The sequence below is a fragment of the Natrialba magadii ATCC 43099 genome (genome assembly GCF_000025625.1).
Taxonomy (GTDB): domain Archaea; phylum Halobacteriota; class Halobacteria; order Halobacteriales; family Natrialbaceae; genus Natrialba; species Natrialba magadii.
In genome coordinates this window covers 1,510,251-1,525,072 of record NC_013922.1, presented here as the reverse complement: position 1 = coordinate 1,525,072, position 14,822 = coordinate 1,510,251, and the positions used below count along the sequence as shown (strand labels likewise).

Genomic DNA, 14,822 nt, shown 5'->3' with positions numbered 1-14,822 from the left:
AGTACGCCACCTGCGAGTCAAGCGACGGGCTCACGGAATCCACGAACCCACGGAACCAACGAACCCACGAATCGACCGAACGCCGGAGCGTGACTCAGCGCCAGGAGAAGACCGTCTTGAGGTGCTTCGCCGACACCAGTGACGTCGGCCGATCCATGTGGACACCGATTTCGCCCGAGAGCGCGCGGAGTCCGAGGTGCTGGACCGGTTCGGGCAGCGAGTACGCCCGGCGGAGCCAGTGGCCGAGTTCCTGATCGCGTTCGATATCGTTGCGCCAGGCGCGTTCGTAGGCGGCGAGCGTTGTCGGCCGATCGGGATCGATCTCGCGGGCCGCATGGTCGGCGCTCGTCATGCCGTAAAGGATGCCGCCACCGGTGAAGGGCTTGGTCTGGGCGGCCGCGTCGCCGAGGAGGAAACCACGGCGACTCGTGACGCGATCCGGTGGACCGATCGGAATCGCACCCGAGCAGCGATGCGAGACGTCGATCTCGTAGCCGTCGATCAGTTCCTCGAAGTGCTTCGTGACCTGGACGCCCGGTGGTGCGGCGAGGCCGTACTCGACGCCGGCGTCACCCCGCGGGATGCGCCACGCGAAGAACGTCGGTGCGGTGAGGTGGACGTCGACGAAGTCCTGGTCGTCCGCCTCGTCAGAAAACGCGAGCACCCCGTGGAGCAACTCGTCGGGTTCGGGAAGGCCGAGTTCGCCCCGAACTCGCGAACGCGGGCCGTCGCAGCCAGCGACCATCTTCGCCTCGAACGTAACGGGACCGTTGGGACCGCTCACGTCGACCTCGACGCGGTCGTGGTGCTCACGGACGTCAGTGACGGTGTGTTCCTCACGAACGTCCGCGCCAGCCTCGCGCGCGAGTTCGGCGAGGTGGCGATCCAGGCCGACGCGGTCGATGACGTTCGAGGCCACCTCGCGCTTGTAGAACGGATACTCGTCGCTGTTCGGCCCGCCGACGTGAAATCGCGCACCGTAAATCTCGTTCTGGAAGAGGTCCTCGCGTGCACCCGGGCCGGTGAACTCCCAGATGTCGGTGCTGACGTGTCCCGAGCAGGCCAGCGGCGTGCCGACGGTACCCTTCTCGAGTGCGAGCACGTCGAATCCCTTCTCGGCAGCCCGTCGAGAGAACCGCGCGCCGGCGGGGCCGACGCCCACCACGACGAAATCGTACATGTCCGTCACGTTCACGGCGGTCGGTAAATATCCTGTCGAACGTCTCGATTTGGTCAGTCGTGTGCGTTCTCCGTTGCCGTCCCGAGTTCAAACAGATTGTCACACCTACTACCGAGATTCCGGCTAGTAGACGATAGTTATATCTGGCATAATGCGTTACATAGAATATAACGAATGGCCGTCGAAGTACGATTGCCGCTCCCGGACGAGCAGGTCTTTCGGTACGCGGCAATGGATGAAGCACTCGAGATACTCGCCCGCAACCCGACCGAGGAGTTCTCGAACCGGGAGCTACAGCGACTAACCGGATACGGCGGTCCCAGCGTCTCCAAGGGGCTTGCGCTCCTCGAGGCGATGGGGCTCATCGTTAGACGTGACGCCGGGAATCGAACCCTCTTCCGGATCGACGAACGTCGACTCCGAGACGGCGATGACCCGCTTCTCGAAATTCCCCAAGCCGAGTTCCGTGATCCTCTCAAACAATTTGTCGAGCGGATGGATGGCGACGTAGCATCGATCGCGGGAGTCCTCTGTTTTGGAAGCGTGGCGCGGGGGGAGGCTGACCGCGCGAGCGACATCGATGTCTTCGTCCTCGTCGGCGAAAACGAAGACCCGGTTTCTGCGCGACGGACCGTCTCGGACATCGTCCGAGATCTGGAAGCCGAACCGGTCGACGGTGATCGATACGAGTTCGAGGTTTTCGTTGAATCACCCGAGAGCGCCCGCAAGCGCGGCGATGATTTGCGCCCTATTCTGCAAGAGGGAATTCCCCTCGTCGAGAGCGAGACGCTCCGTCGGGTGAAGCGTGATGTCTTCGGGGTAGACGGATGACGTCGACAGACCTCGAAGCAGCACTCGCAGACGCAGAAGACGCGTTCCAGCGAAAGCCCGAGCAGCCGGAGGTTGGACTCGAGTACGTCACCGACCCGGCCGTTCTACAGTTGCGGAAGGCGTGCCGGCTCCTCGACGCTGCCAGCTTTCTGCTTGCACGGAACGGCCATTACACGGTCATCATCGAGAGTTCCTTTGTCGCTATCGAGCGGTCGATCCAGTTCTACGTCGAAGAGAAGGGATACGATGTCGCCGGTCAGCGTCACACCGAAGTGTACGACCTGGGTGTGAGGGCAGGGCTCTTCTCGAGAGGCGTCGCTGATCGGCTTAAAGAACTCTGGATTGAGAACCGGTCGGAGTCCTACTACCGGACCGGTGTCGCCGGCGAGTACCGGGCACGGACGATTCACGACCTCGCAGTGCAACTCCACGACGAGACTGTTCAGTTGACTCGGACGCAGGACTGCCTTTGCGAGTGACTGCAGTCAGGCCTTCCGTACGATTGGCGAGTTTCTCGCCGTTGACGCAGCCCTTGGCACATAGTAGTCTTCCTGCTAAAGTGTCGGAAGTGGTACATAAAGGCGGCACCAGCTACTATGTTCCCCGACGCAGTCTCCCACCGTATGCACGACGCGATCACGGCCACCGACGGGACGCTGATCGACCTCAGTATCGGGCTCGAGGACGGCGTTCCGAGCGAACCGACACCGCCCCGGATCGATGCCTTCGACCACGAGGCGGGTGCCGAGCGACTCGCCGCGACGCTGCGGGAACAGGGGTACGATATCGAGGCCGAAGACTTCCCGGACGGGAAGGGGCTGGCCTGGGAGGAACTCAACGTGATTCCTCATGCCGGTACGCACCTCGACGCACCCTCACACTACGGCCTCGAGGTCGACGGAGAGCCGGCGAAGACCATCGAGGAGGTGCCACTCGAGTGGTGTCGCGGTCACGCGGTCGTTCTCGACTTCCGGTGGAAGGAGGCGGGCAGCGAGATTTCGGTCGCGGAGATTGAGGCCGAACTCGCGGACCTGAATCACGAGCTCTCGCCGGGCGAGATCGTCCTCATCCAGACTGGTGCGGACGAGTACTGGGGGTGCCCCGAGTATCTCACGGAGTTCCCTGGGATGAGCGCCGAGGGGACGAAATTCCTCGTCGAGCAGGGCGTGCGCGTGATCGGCACGGACGCTTACGGGTTCGACAAGCCGTTCACGGCGATGGCCGAGCGCTACGCGGAGACCGGCGACGAGGCCGAACTCTGGCCCGCTCACCTCGCGGGCCGGGAGGTCGAGTACTGCCAGATCGAGAAGATGGCGAACCTCGACGCCCTCCCGCGGCGGACGGAGATCCCGCTCGTCGCGTTCCCCATCACGATCGAGAACGGCAGCGCGGGCTGGGTGCGCCCCGTTGCGCTTTTTGAGGACGACTCCGAGAGGAGGGATACATGAAACTCGCGACCTTCGAAGTCGATACCCCTGTCGGCCCCGTCGAACGCATCGGTGCCGTCGCCGAGGCGAGCGACACAGACAGCCATGGGGCCGGGGAGGCCACCCTCGTCGACCTCACCGCCGCCTACAGCGCCGCACTCGAGTCCGAGGGCGAACCCGCCCCCGCAGACCTCGCACACGCCCACATCCCACCCGAGATGATCGCCTTCCTCGAACGCGGCGAGCGCGCGATTGCGGACGCCCGGGAGGCACTCGAGTACGCCGCCGAGACGAGCGCCGAACGCGGCCCCGCCGGTGCGAAGATCGAGTACGAACCCGGCGAGTACGACCTGCTCGCGCCGCTGCCGCGGCCGAACTCGCTTCGGGATTTCATGGCGATCGAAGAGCACGTCGAAAATAGCATGGACGGCGACATCGCCGACGTCTGGTACGAGCTGCCGGTCTACTACAAGGGTAATCCGGACAGCGTCGTCCGACCGGGCGAAACCATCCAGTGGCCCGAGTACTCGCGGATCATGGACTACGAACTGGAGATTGCCGCCGTGATCGGCACGCGCGGGCGGGATATCCCTGCCGAGAAAGCCGAGGAGTACATCGCGGGCTACACGGTTTTCAACGACTTCAGCGCCCGTGACACGCAGGGCGAGGAGATGGAGGCCCGACTCGGACCCGCGAAGGGAAAGGACTTCGCGAACGGGCTCGGCCCCTACCTCGTCCCCGCCGGAGATATCGACGTGCTCGAGGCCCCGATGACCGCCCGCGTCAACGGCGAGGTCTGGTCAGAGGGCACTGTCGACGAGATGTACCACTCGTTTGCCGACATCATTGAACACGTCTCACAATCCGAGACGCTCCACCCCGGCGACGTCATCGGCAGCGGCACCGTCGGCGAGGGCTGTGGTCTCGAACTCCGCCAGTGGCTCGAGGACGGCGATACGGTGGCCCTCGAGATTGAAGGGATCGGGGTACTCGAACACACGGTCGTCGAGTGATCGGTCTCCCCAAACACGCTGCTGGTCGTACGAACGTTGCCCTCTCGGAGTACTCTACTTCTGCCAGCGGTATTGCCCGCGATCCTCTGTACCACTCACGAGGCGCCGGCTGACGAAGGTGGGGGGATCATTCACCGTTCTGTCAACCATCTCGATAGTTATAATACCGAATAGTCTTCGATTAATGTAACGAGTATATGGATTCGCTTCTGTCACTTGGGTTGTCGGTGGGACTATGGATCGCTGCGTTCGCCGGTGCTCGGGCCAGTGCCGTCGTTCTCTGTCGATCTGATGTGCTGACGGACCAGCGTCAGCGACTCGATGCCGTCGTCCGACTACTCCTGTTCGGGACCGTCGTAGTGGGGACGCTCGCGATCTACGCGCTGTATCCGCTCGCGTCGACTCTCGTCACGGAGCTCGGTCTTGATACCGGCCGTACGGAACTGCTCGCCGCCGCGAATGCGACGGCCATGACCGGAACGGCGGTGGTCGGCCTGCTCGCCGTCCGTCGGGGTCAGCGGCCGTTCCGGAGGTGGCTCCGGGAGGAGCCACTCACGGTTGACCCCGCCTTTCGTCGTCGTCGGTGGCTCGCCGACACGGTCGCCCTGTTCGCACTGACGCTAGTCGTCCAGTTCGACTGGTACGGGCTCCTTCCCGGCGACTTCGTCTGGACGTTTCCGGCAGCGATCGTCGTTTGGGTGGGCTATCTCACTCTGATCGAGCCGCTACAGGCGGTGACGGCCGACTCGGTTCGAGATCCGACCGAGGACGAGCGCGCGCGCATCGACCGTTGTTACGACCGCTTCGGGTGCAACCCGGGGTCAGTGTTCGTCTTCAGCGGTTCGGATCCACAGACCGCCCTCCGCGTCGTCGGTCGCAAAGCGGTGCGAGCCGTCTGGGTCCACGACGGCTTCCTCGACCGCGTCACCGACGACGAACTGGCGGTCGCGCTCGCGCAGGCCGAAGGCAGGAGCGGACCGACGCTGCCGACGTATTTCCGACTCGTCGCGGCCGTCGGCCTCGTCGGTATCGTTCTCGGTGCGTTCGGATACTATACGGGTGCGAACGCCTTCGTCGACGCGGCGTTCGCCGCCTTCGTTCTTGCGTTCCCGTTGTTCCTGTACTACAGCTACAGAGGGCGTAACCGGGTCGTTCATTCGGACCGGTTTGCGAGCGAGCGCCTTGGAGCCGACACCGTTCGCTCCGCCTATCGTAGCATCGGGTCGGAACTCGGTATCATTCCGGAAGCGAAGAAGGACACGGTCCTCCCGGATCGGCTCAACTGGCTGACCATCATCGAGCCGTCGATCAACTATCGCATCGAGCGACTCGAGCGGGAGTACGGGCTGGACCCCGCTCCGACCGGCGACGACCGACCGGCCGGACTCGAGACCGAGTCCGGCGGCTTCACGGACGCGTCGGCGATGCCCACGGCGACCGTCGAAGCGTCCGAGGCGGATATCCGGGCCGCAAACACCGTCTCGGGGCGGACCGACGGGGATGAGGACGACGAGCGGACGCTGTCGTCAGCTGCAGAGACGGACCGTTTGAAGACCGCGGCCGCGTCTCCGGACGCGACCACGACCACGACCACGAGCGCGAGCGCGACCGCGGGAACGGACGGCGCGTCCGCGGATCCGAACGGCGGCGGCGCGGGGAACGGAACCGGCGGCCCGCCGATGCTGCCTCACTCGTACTGGCGCTGGGTCGTTCTCCTCAGTACCGTCCTCTGGGCGGCGGTCTTCGTCGCCATCGGAGCGGAGATCGAACTCGTTTCGGAGATGACGCTCGGCGGCCTCCTCATCGGGAGTTGGCTCGGAATTCCAATCGGCATCTACGCGGACTCGAAGGGAACCCAATCGGCCGCCGGCTGGCCGAAATACCGGAAGACGGTCGTCGTCCTCGCGGCGATCTGGCTGGTCAACGTGGTCGTCGGGCTCTGGTACGTCGCGAAGCGGCCACCGTCTCGGCCGCGCTCGGCCTCGGACCCGACCGATGGGCCCGACTCGATCCGGACGGGAACGTACTCGCGAAAACGACTCGTTGCGGCGGTCGGACTTCTGGCCGTCGGGCTCGTTCTCACCGCTTCGTTCGGGATCATCATGGGTGACATGCTGTCGATGTCCGAGCCCGCAGAGGTGGAGTCGTTCGATCCCGAGACGGAACTCGCGCAGGCGGCCGTCGCCCCCGCAGTCCTCGATCTCGAGGACGAACTCACCGACGCGCCTGCCGACGTCGAACGGGCGGTCGAAGAGGCGGCCGCGAACGGTACCTACGAATCCGACGGCGACCATCCAGACGAACTCGAGGCGGTCGCGACGGTAACGTGGTTCGGCGAGCCCCCATCGTACGCGGTCTACGAGGGAGAATACTACGAGTGGGAGGGTTCTGTCGCCGACGGTGACGGCGAACTCCGTATCGAACTCGAACCGACGACAACCAGCACCGTCATGGACGACGTTGCGACGCCCTACGGTGAGGCGAATGAGCTGGAACGAGAGGTCGTCGACGACACTCGAGACTCGGGTCTCGACACTGACCCCAACCCTGACACTGACACTGACACTGACCCCGACTCCGACGACGAGATGCCCGTGACTGACCACGAGATGTCCGTGACCAACGCCGACGACACGGTCGACGAGGGCGTCCCGAACCCTGGAATCGTCGTCGATAACGGGACCTACTACGCCATCTCGTCACCAGCCGTTGAGTCAATCGCCGAGGACGAGTGGGGATTCGCTCGGCAACTGCTTCTCGGGGGCTTCTCGGCGTTGCTTACGCCGGTCGGGATCGCATTCACCGTCGTGGGGAGCTGGCTCACGGCCCGGCTCTTTCGTCGCGAATCGACGACGATCGGCGGCCGAACCGGACTCTCGCTCGCGCTGATCGCCGCCGTCGTCGCGGCCGTCGTCTCCGCCACCTCCTCGACCGTGTTCGTCGTCCAGAACGCGCTGCTCGCGGGCGGAGTCGTCCTGTTGGCAACGGCCGGCCACTACCGCGACCGCGGTCGTCGCCGGCGGATGCGAAACCTGCTGCTCGCGATCCCAGCCGTTGTCGTCCTCGGTAGCGTGCTCGCTGCCGGGCCGGCCGGCCTGTTCTTCGCCGTCGTCGGGCTCGTCCCTGCTGGCCTCGTCGGTTGGCCGCTGCTCATCTACGGGAGCCGATTCAGTGACGACGCCGCGTCCGAGGAACCGACAGCCGTGGACTCGCGCGATTCCGGCCGCAGTGGTCCGACCGATGGCAGGGACTCGAGTACCAGTGACGAGTCTCCCTCCGGAACCGGTTGGCACTCGAGTGATGGCGATACTGAGTTCGCAAGCGACTGGCCCTCGAGCGACGAAGCCGACGGTGACGAGACCGGATCGAGTCACGACAATGGATCTGGCAGGGAATCGTAATAGCGTCTCCTCCTTCGTGACGTGTCGTGACGTGTTGTGACGTGAGTGGAGCGTTCTCAGAAGAGTTCGCTGCGAACGTCCGCTATGCGTCGTCTACCGGTGACTCGAGCAGCGTCCAGAGTCGCTCGACGTCACCGTCGAAGCGCTCGAGTAACTCGCGCATCTCCGTGCGGTGTTCGCTCGTCACCCGTACGTGGACCATCCCCTCGTCGGGCTGGCCGTAGACCACGCTTGCACCCTCGGGCGCGGCGGCGATTGCGGGAACGGCGACGAGGTCCTCCTCACCGTCGACCAGCACTGTCGCTGGCTCCTCGTCGTCGAGCCCCTCGCGGAGCGCGCGGATCACGTCGCCGGAGAGTTCGGCCGGCGGGTTGATTGCCTCGTGGGTCGGCTCCGTCGCAACGGTGTCGCGGATCTCTTCGTCGACGGCGTCGCGCTTGGTCCGCTCGTCCACGAACGCCACGTCCGGGACGCGCCCAGCCTGTAGAAGATGGTAGGTGACGACGTCGCCGACGGCGATGAGCGGGCCATCGACGGACTCGAGTAGCTGCTCGGCGTCGGTTTCGATCGGGCCCATCGGCTCCTTGAGTTCGTGGCGGAGGTCGTCGGGTAGAACCAGTAGCTGCTCGTACTCCTGATTGCGGTCACGGCCTGCGGCGTTCGTACTGGTGTCGTCGGGTGTCACAGCGATCGGCTGATTACCGGACCTTGAGCGCGTACGCGCCAGGTTCGGTGACCTGCATCTCGCTTGCGATTTCGCTGTCTTCGGGGTGGGCGATGACGACGTAGCCTGCCCAGTCCTCCGTCAGCGACGAGGAGTTACAGGCATCACAGGTTTCGCTATCCGGGTCGTTGACCCGGTGACACTCACGACAGACGAGACGGTCGGCTGCCATCGTTATTCACCTGCGGTTGCTTCTTGGTGCTCGTGTTCGCTCTTGAGCCAGTCGTGCTTGCCGAGACCGGGCTGTTTTGCCGTGAGCCCGATCTTCGAGTCGCGCGGGTTGCGCTCGTCGATGCTCTTGGTGACGATGCGGGCGCGGATCGGATCGCCAACACCCAGCGTGCGGTTGGACTCGTTCGAGGCGAGCTGCTGGTTCTCGGCGTCGAACGCCAGATATTCGTCGCTGATCTGGGAGACGTGGAGCAGTCCGTCGACGGGACCGATGCCGACGAAGGCGCCGAATTCGACGACCTCGACGACGGTGCCGTCGACGACCTCCTGCATCTGTGGATCGAACGTGACAGCGTCGAAATCGGCCTCGTAGTAGACGCCTGGTCGGTTCGGCAGCACTGTTCCCTCACCGATATCTCGAACCTCGGTGACGGAGACGATGCTTCCGACCTCCTCGTCCATGCGTCCCTCGAGTTTGTCCTGTAGCAGTCGCTTGACGAGCGTCGGCGACACGTCGCCGAGCTCCTCCGGCGGTACCTCCACCGTATCCTTCAATCTAACCCGTTTGTACATCTATGGTTGAGTGATCGCTAACTTGTTTCTCCCGCGTAATGCAATTACCGGTCTGTGCTCCTCGAGTACCCGGTCGCGCAGCGGCCGATCGTTGGTGACGACGTAGTCGACGGTGCCCTCGCGGGCGAGTTCGACGAGTGCGTCGTCGGCGTAGGATGCCTCGGTGTCGACGACGAGACAGCGCTCGGTCGCCAGGTCGTGACCGACGTTCGCGGCGGTGCCTTCGCGTCCGCCCTTCTCAGAGAGGCGGCGAAGTTCTTCGATGACGGCCTGCGGTGCCGTCGGTTCGAACGAATCGAGTAGGCGCTCGAGTTCATCGAACAGCCGGACGTCGAGTTCGACTGGCATCATCAACGCGCTCGTGTCGAGGGCAACTCGGGTGCTCATCGTGTCGTGATCTGCGTGCAGTGTTTTCGGCCCAGTGTGCTATTCCTGCAGCGTTCCGAGACCGATCAGCCGCCAGCGAGCGCCGATGCGACGGTTGATCGCGATTTTTGCGCCCGGTTCGGCGGTGACAGGTCGCTTCAGATTGACCTCACACTCGCCCTCGCGGGCGCTCGTCACTGCGCCGACGGTCGTCGCCGTGCCGACGGTCATCATCAGCGGCTCGCCAGTACTGATATCGTCGACCTCGCCGCCGTCGGTACCGACGACGCGCTCTAACAGGTCGACGTCCATCGTGAACTGCTGCCAGGTTGGCGGCAGCGAGCCAGGTGGACCCGCGATGCGTCCGGCGAGGGCGTCACCCTTCGTCAGCGCGGGATCGAGCCCCGTTCCGACACCGAGGAGGCCGCCCGGCGTGACGGTATCGGCCGTCTCGCCACCTGCCTGCAGCGAGCGGATCGTCGTCTGAATCGGGACGTACTCGGTTTGGCCACCCTCTTCGACCTCGCGACCCGGTCGGATCTCGATTTCGTCGCCGGACTCGAGTTCACCCGCGACGAGACTGCCGCCGAGGACGCCGCCGGTGAGATTCGAAGCACTGGTTCCCGGCTTGTTGATGTCGAAACTGCGGGCGACGTGCATCCGTGCGTCGACGTCAGGGTCGCGATCGGGCGTCGGAATCTCGTTTTCGATCGCCTGAATCAGCAGATCGAGGTTGACCTCCTGACCGGCCGAGACGGGGACGACCGGCGCGTCTTCGGCGACGGTACCCTCGACGAACTCCTGGATCTGCTGGTAGTTGTTCTGTGCCTGTTCGGTGCTGACGAGGTCGACCTTGTTCTGGGCGATGACGATGTTCTCGATTCCGATGATGTCGAGCGCCATCAGGTGCTCTTCGGTCTGGGGCTGTGGGACGGGTTCGTTCGCGCTGACGACCAGCACGGCGCCGTCCATCAGCGATGCGCCCGAGAGCATCGTCGCCATCAGGGTCTCGTGGCCCGGTGCGTCGACGAACGAGACGGTTCGAAGCGGTTCGCTCTCTGAGCCGTCTGCACACTCCTCCTCGACCGTGTAACGCTCGGGTTCTTCCAGGTCGGGACACTCGCGGAACGTTGCGTCCGCATAGCCCAGCCGAATGGAGATTCCGCGTTTCATCTCCTCCGAGTGCTGGTCCGTCCACGAGCCGCTTAGCGCCTGCACCAGCGTCGTCTTGCCGTGGTCGACGTGGCCGACGAGCCCGATGTTCACCTCCGGTTGTTGAGTTCCTGCCATAAGACGATGAGTAATCTTAGGTAGGCCTTCCCTCGTGCGATTGATAAACCTACTGTTCTGCAGGCGTCTGCGTCGCCGTGACCGTCCTGTCAGTCTGGTAGTCTCGGCGTGCGATTTATCTCCTCGATTTCGCAGGCTGCAACAGGTACTGGCGAGCTGTGTCCCCCTTCAATGATCACCATCCGGGCGTGACGGCTCCCGTTCTCGACGATTTTGATTGGTTGACCTCCTCATCTGACCGCCCAACTACCCCGCCAGAAATGTAAACTGGGCTATAAAATATGACTTGAGCGAACGATTTTGGTACGTACTCACGTATACCACGCTATGAGCAAGTCAAACACCGCGAGTAAGCCCCCGGACGCCGAGGGGATACTCGAGTGCACCGACTGTCTCGACCCTGCCGAGGCGTTCGCGCTGGTCGGCAACGAGGTTCGACTCTCGATTCTCGAGGCGCTGTGGGCTGCCGACGAGTCGGCCGTGTCGTTCTCGGAACTGTGACGCGAGGTTGGCATGCGCGACTCGGCGCAGTTCAACTACCACCTCCAGAAGTTGGTGGGCCATTTCGTCACCCAACAGGGGGATGGATATGTGTTCAAACACGCCGGTGAGAAGGTGGTTCGGTCGGTGATCGCGGGCTCGTTCAACGAACACCCGTCGATCGAACCGTTCGACGTTGCGGGCGCGTGTTTCGCCTGCGACAGCCCACTGGCGGCGACGTACGAGGACGAACGGCTCGCCATCGATTGCCGGAGTTGCGGCCAGGGCCACGGCGAGTACGCGTTTCCGCCCGGCGGCCTGGCCGACCGGACGCGAACCGAAATCGCCGATGCGTTCGACCAACGAGTGCGACATCTGCACTGTCTGGCAGCTGACGGTGTCTGTCCGGAGTGTAGCGGCCGGATGGAAACCCGAATCGTCGAAGAGGACGACTGCTGTCTCGGCGTCACCCTTCGCGTGGATCACGAGTGCCAGCAGTGTGCGCATACCCTCTGTTCGGCCGCCGGCCTCCGACTGCTCGACCATTCCGAGGTCGTCACCTTCCACCGCGACCGCGGCGTCTCGCTCGACGGCCAACCCTACTGGACGCTGCCGTGGTGTGTCTCCAACGAGTTCACGCGCATCGTCGACCGTGATCCGTACCAGCTCGAGATCCGCATTCCGCTCGACGGAGATGCGCTACACGTGACGATAGACGACGATCTGACGGTTCTCGAGACCCACGAAACCAGTCCGACCAGCGACTGAAACGGAATTCAGTACGCGGTCATCGTTGCATTCAGGCTAGCGATCCTGATCGTGGCATCGGTGCTCGCTGCGCTGACAATCACCACCGCTGTCGGGAACCATCCCGTTGTGATCGTTGTCAGCGTGTTCTTGGTAGCTACTTCCTGTTCGTTTCGGGCCTGCTCGCTGTGAGACGGGTCAGACTGCGATTCGACGCGAGAGTGATCTGATCGTGATCTTGCCGCGACGCGAATCGTCCGAGTAGTCTACCACCCGAATCCGACCGCTTTTCTCGCTTGCGCGCCTTGCTCGAGTGTGTCCGAATTCGCGTTCGAACTCGCGCTCTGTGCGCACCTCGAGCGATCCTCCAATCCGCCGGTAGTGGGCGCTAACCCGCTCATCGCCCGCCAGCTCGGCGGAAGCGTTGCTGATCCTGGCGGCCGGATTCTGGACCTCGTCTGCATCGAACCAGGACTCGAGTTCGACGAGCGAACTGCGATTACGGACGCAGACATTCCGGACGCAGCAATCGAATCCGCCGTCGGTCCCGGCCGAGCGCGTTACTGGAAGGACGCCTTCGACTGTCATCCATCCCATGCCCGCCGAGCGGTGGAACGAGCCTGCGAGATCGGCTTCTTCGAATCCGAGCGGCGCAACGGTCGCGAGTACGTCCGGCAGGTCGCCCGGTATCCAGACTGGTACGACCGCATCGTCGCCATCGAGAACAAACCCGATCTTGGCCGGCCCGGCGACCTCGAGATGCAACTCCGAACCGACGTGAGCCTGGCGCTCGTCGACGAAGTGATTCTGGCGACGGAGAGCTACGTCACGCGGGCCCACCTGCATCGACTTCCTGATCCGGTCGGCGTCTGGCGGGTGCATCGGGACCGAGAGAGTACTGATTCCTCAGCACTGGAACGTGGGGCCAAGGTCAGGGCCGGGGCCGAAGCCGAGGTCGATGTCGAGGCTGGTGTCGAAGTCGAGATCGAAGTCGTCCGCGAGCCAACACCGTTACCGACCGCCGAACCGGGCATCGAACCGCTTGCGTTCGAACCAGGCCGGACCGAAATCGAACCCGTTTCAGCCGCTGCAAAGGCACGAGCGCGGCGTCGACTGGCCGAACGAGCCTACGGCAAGGGCTGGCGGACGTACGACTTCCCCGCCTGTGCGTCCTGTGTCGCGTCCGACGAGGCGAGTGTGACGCTCCCCCACTGCACGTGGGCGGGCGACCTCGTTGACGCGAACGCGGATTGCGGTCCCGACTGTCCGGGTTACAAATCGGCGACTGCCCCCGAGGTTGATCTCGAGTCAGAACGGGATCGGCAGACACCCTGGCGCGCGTCGCCTCGGGGACGCCGTCGCCGGCAGTCTGGACTGGATCAGTTCCGGTGAGTTCTGGGCCGCGCAGCGTAATTCAGCCTGCGCAGCCGCTGTGGCTCACGTCGCACTCAGGACTCCTCTTCGACGCGCCCATAGCGGTCCTCGACTGTCGCCAGATAGCTCGACAGAAACGCTGCCGTCTCTTCTTCGCCCGCCTGTAGTTCGACGAGGATGTCCTCGAGTTCGTCGCGCGGCTGGTGACAAAGCTCGTTGTGACAGGTCGGACAGAGATGTTCGAACTCCTTGTCGCGGCGGTCCCACTGGTTACCGTACTTGTCGTACTCCCTGGCAGCGGACCGCGAGACGCCTTCGCCGCAGGCCAGACACGTGACCGTCGCCGATGGGGACCGGGAGGACCATGGCCACATAGCTACTTCAATGCTGTGTGGTTACTTAGCAATTGTCACACGTTCGTTTTAGCGCGAGTGTCTACGCAGAGAATCGGTCGGCGGAGGAACTAGTCGCCGTTCGAATTGGTCGCTCGATCGGACCGGTCGGTGCGGTAGTACTGCACCCACAGCCACTGCAAAGGTACGATCAGTATCGGAACGAAGAACGCGAGCCAGAGTTCGACAACTGCAACACCGATCGAAAGCACGAAGACGGCGGGCGCAATCAGCCCGCGAATCGTTACTAGCTGCGCCGTCCGTTCGTCGACATCGTCTGCGGTGAAGCCCGACCGCGCGGCGTAACTCCAGACGAGCGTCAGGAACGTTCCGACCAGAACGACGTTGATCGCATACAGCGTCCAGGCGAACTGCGTCCCGTACAGTCCCATGATCTCCGTCGGATACGGCAGAAACGAAACTGAGAGCAAGAACAGGAGATTCAACCACAGCAACGTCCGATCGTGGTCGACGATGTTCCGAAAGAGATTGTGGTGAACGATCCAGTAGATCCCGACCACCAAATAGCTCAGCAGGTAGCTGAACAACAGCGTCTCCTGCTCTGCGAGCGCTCCCGGCAACTCCCCCGCAGAGACCTCCGGTACCTCGAACTGCAACACGAGTAATGTGAGCACGATCGCGAACAACCCGTCGCTCAACCCCTCTATTCGGTCCGTTCCCTCGCCGCCGAGCGAGTCGATCATAGCTGCCGTACACCGGCAGAAACCATGATTATGCGCAGCCAACTCGCGGGCACTCGTGTGCAGGCACCGATCCTCGTTATCTGCAGTTCACGAGACTGCAGTCCACGAGACCGCAGTCCGCACCAAATCTATTCTATTAAATGGGTTCG

At 63.6% G+C, this 14,822-nt stretch carries 14 protein-coding genes and 1 pseudogene; 7 read left to right on the top strand and 8 right to left on the bottom strand.

What is annotated here, in order from left to right; all coding sequences use genetic code 11:
• Window positions 1–94: 94 nt before the first annotated feature.
• Window positions 95–1,180, bottom strand: a complete 1,086-nt coding sequence (locus tag NMAG_RS07170; protein ID WP_004217307.1) for a geranylgeranyl reductase family protein — start codon at window positions 1,178–1,180, stop codon at window positions 95–97.
• A gap of 174 nt (window positions 1,181–1,354) precedes the next feature.
• Here NMAG_RS07170 and NMAG_RS07165 point away from each other — a divergent pair, with 174 nt between their 5' ends.
• The 5 genes from NMAG_RS07165 to NMAG_RS07145 all read left to right on the top strand — a co-directional run bounded on the left by NMAG_RS07165 (window position 1,355) and on the right by NMAG_RS07145 (window position 7,852).
• A complete protein-coding gene (locus NMAG_RS07165; protein WP_004217306.1) occupies window positions 1,355–2,011 on the top strand; it encodes a nucleotidyltransferase domain-containing protein in 657 nt (218 codons plus the stop codon).
• A complete protein-coding gene (locus NMAG_RS07160; protein ID WP_004217304.1) occupies window positions 2,008–2,490 on the top strand; it encodes a hypothetical protein in 483 nt (160 codons plus the stop codon). The genes NMAG_RS07165 and NMAG_RS07160 overlap by 4 nt, the downstream gene beginning before the upstream one ends.
• Window positions 2,491–2,634: 144 nt before the next feature.
• Window positions 2,635–3,459: a cyclase family protein gene (locus NMAG_RS07155; protein ID WP_004217302.1), complete on the top strand. Its 825-nt coding sequence runs from the start codon at window positions 2,635–2,637 to the stop codon at window positions 3,457–3,459.
• Window positions 3,456–4,451 carry a fumarylacetoacetate hydrolase family protein gene (locus NMAG_RS07150; RefSeq protein ID WP_004217301.1) on the top strand — a complete coding sequence of 332 codons (996 nt, stop codon included), beginning with the start codon at window positions 3,456–3,458 and terminating at the stop codon, window positions 4,449–4,451. Before NMAG_RS07155 ends, NMAG_RS07150 begins: the two co-directional genes overlap by 4 nt.
• Before the next feature lie 227 nt (window positions 4,452–4,678).
• Window positions 4,679–7,852: a hypothetical protein gene (locus NMAG_RS07145; protein ID WP_237076822.1), complete on the top strand. Its 3,174-nt coding sequence runs from the start codon at window positions 4,679–4,681 to the stop codon at window positions 7,850–7,852.
• Between the two features lie 82 nt (window positions 7,853–7,934).
• Here the strand turns inward: NMAG_RS07145 and NMAG_RS07140 are convergent, their stop codons facing one another.
• The 5 genes from NMAG_RS07140 to NMAG_RS07120 are packed head-to-tail and all read right to left on the bottom strand — an operon-like array spanning window position 7,935 to window position 10,976.
• Entirely contained in the window at window positions 7,935–8,537 is a 603-nt protein-coding gene (locus NMAG_RS07140; protein WP_004217298.1) for a GTP-dependent dephospho-CoA kinase family protein, read from the bottom strand.
• 13 nt (window positions 8,538–8,550) lie between these two features.
• The gene (spt4, locus tag NMAG_RS07135; RefSeq protein ID WP_004217297.1) at window positions 8,551–8,748 is read right to left on the bottom strand and encodes a transcription elongation factor subunit Spt4; all 198 of its coding nucleotides are present in this window, start codon (window positions 8,746–8,748) and stop codon (window positions 8,551–8,553) included.
• Window positions 8,749–8,750: 2 nt separating this feature from the next.
• Window positions 8,751–9,320 (bottom strand): DNA-directed RNA polymerase, encoded by a 570-nt coding sequence (locus NMAG_RS07130; RefSeq protein ID WP_004217296.1) that lies wholly within the window; start codon window positions 9,318–9,320, stop codon window positions 8,751–8,753.
• Window positions 9,321–9,707, bottom strand: a complete 387-nt coding sequence (locus tag NMAG_RS07125; RefSeq protein ID WP_004217295.1) for a PIN domain-containing protein — start codon at window positions 9,705–9,707, stop codon at window positions 9,321–9,323. It lies immediately after the preceding gene.
• Window positions 9,708–9,746: 39 nt separating this feature from the next.
• Complete coding sequence (locus tag NMAG_RS07120; protein WP_004217294.1) at window positions 9,747–10,976, bottom strand: translation initiation factor IF-2 subunit gamma; 1,230 nt, start codon at window positions 10,974–10,976, stop codon at window positions 9,747–9,749.
• Window positions 10,977–11,303: 327 nt separating this feature from the next.
• Here NMAG_RS07120 and NMAG_RS07115 point away from each other — a divergent pair.
• A pseudogene (locus NMAG_RS07115) lies at window positions 11,304–12,224 on the top strand (DUF7351 domain-containing protein).
• Window positions 12,225–12,518: 294 nt separating this feature from the next.
• Window positions 12,519–13,595, top strand: a complete 1,077-nt coding sequence (locus NMAG_RS07110; RefSeq protein ID WP_004217293.1) for a DUF5787 family protein — start codon at window positions 12,519–12,521, stop codon at window positions 13,593–13,595.
• A 56-nt stretch (window positions 13,596–13,651) separates the two neighbouring features.
• Here the strand turns inward: NMAG_RS07110 and NMAG_RS07105 are convergent, their stop codons facing one another.
• Together NMAG_RS07105 and NMAG_RS07100 are read right to left on the bottom strand one after the other, a co-directional pair.
• Window positions 13,652–13,951, bottom strand: a complete 300-nt coding sequence (locus tag NMAG_RS07105; RefSeq protein ID WP_004217292.1) for a DUF7562 family protein — start codon at window positions 13,949–13,951, stop codon at window positions 13,652–13,654.
• A gap of 89 nt (window positions 13,952–14,040) precedes the next feature.
• Window positions 14,041–14,673 (bottom strand): TMEM175 family protein, encoded by a 633-nt coding sequence (locus tag NMAG_RS07100; RefSeq protein ID WP_004217291.1) that lies wholly within the window; start codon window positions 14,671–14,673, stop codon window positions 14,041–14,043.
• Between the last annotated feature and the right edge of the window lie 149 nt (window positions 14,674–14,822).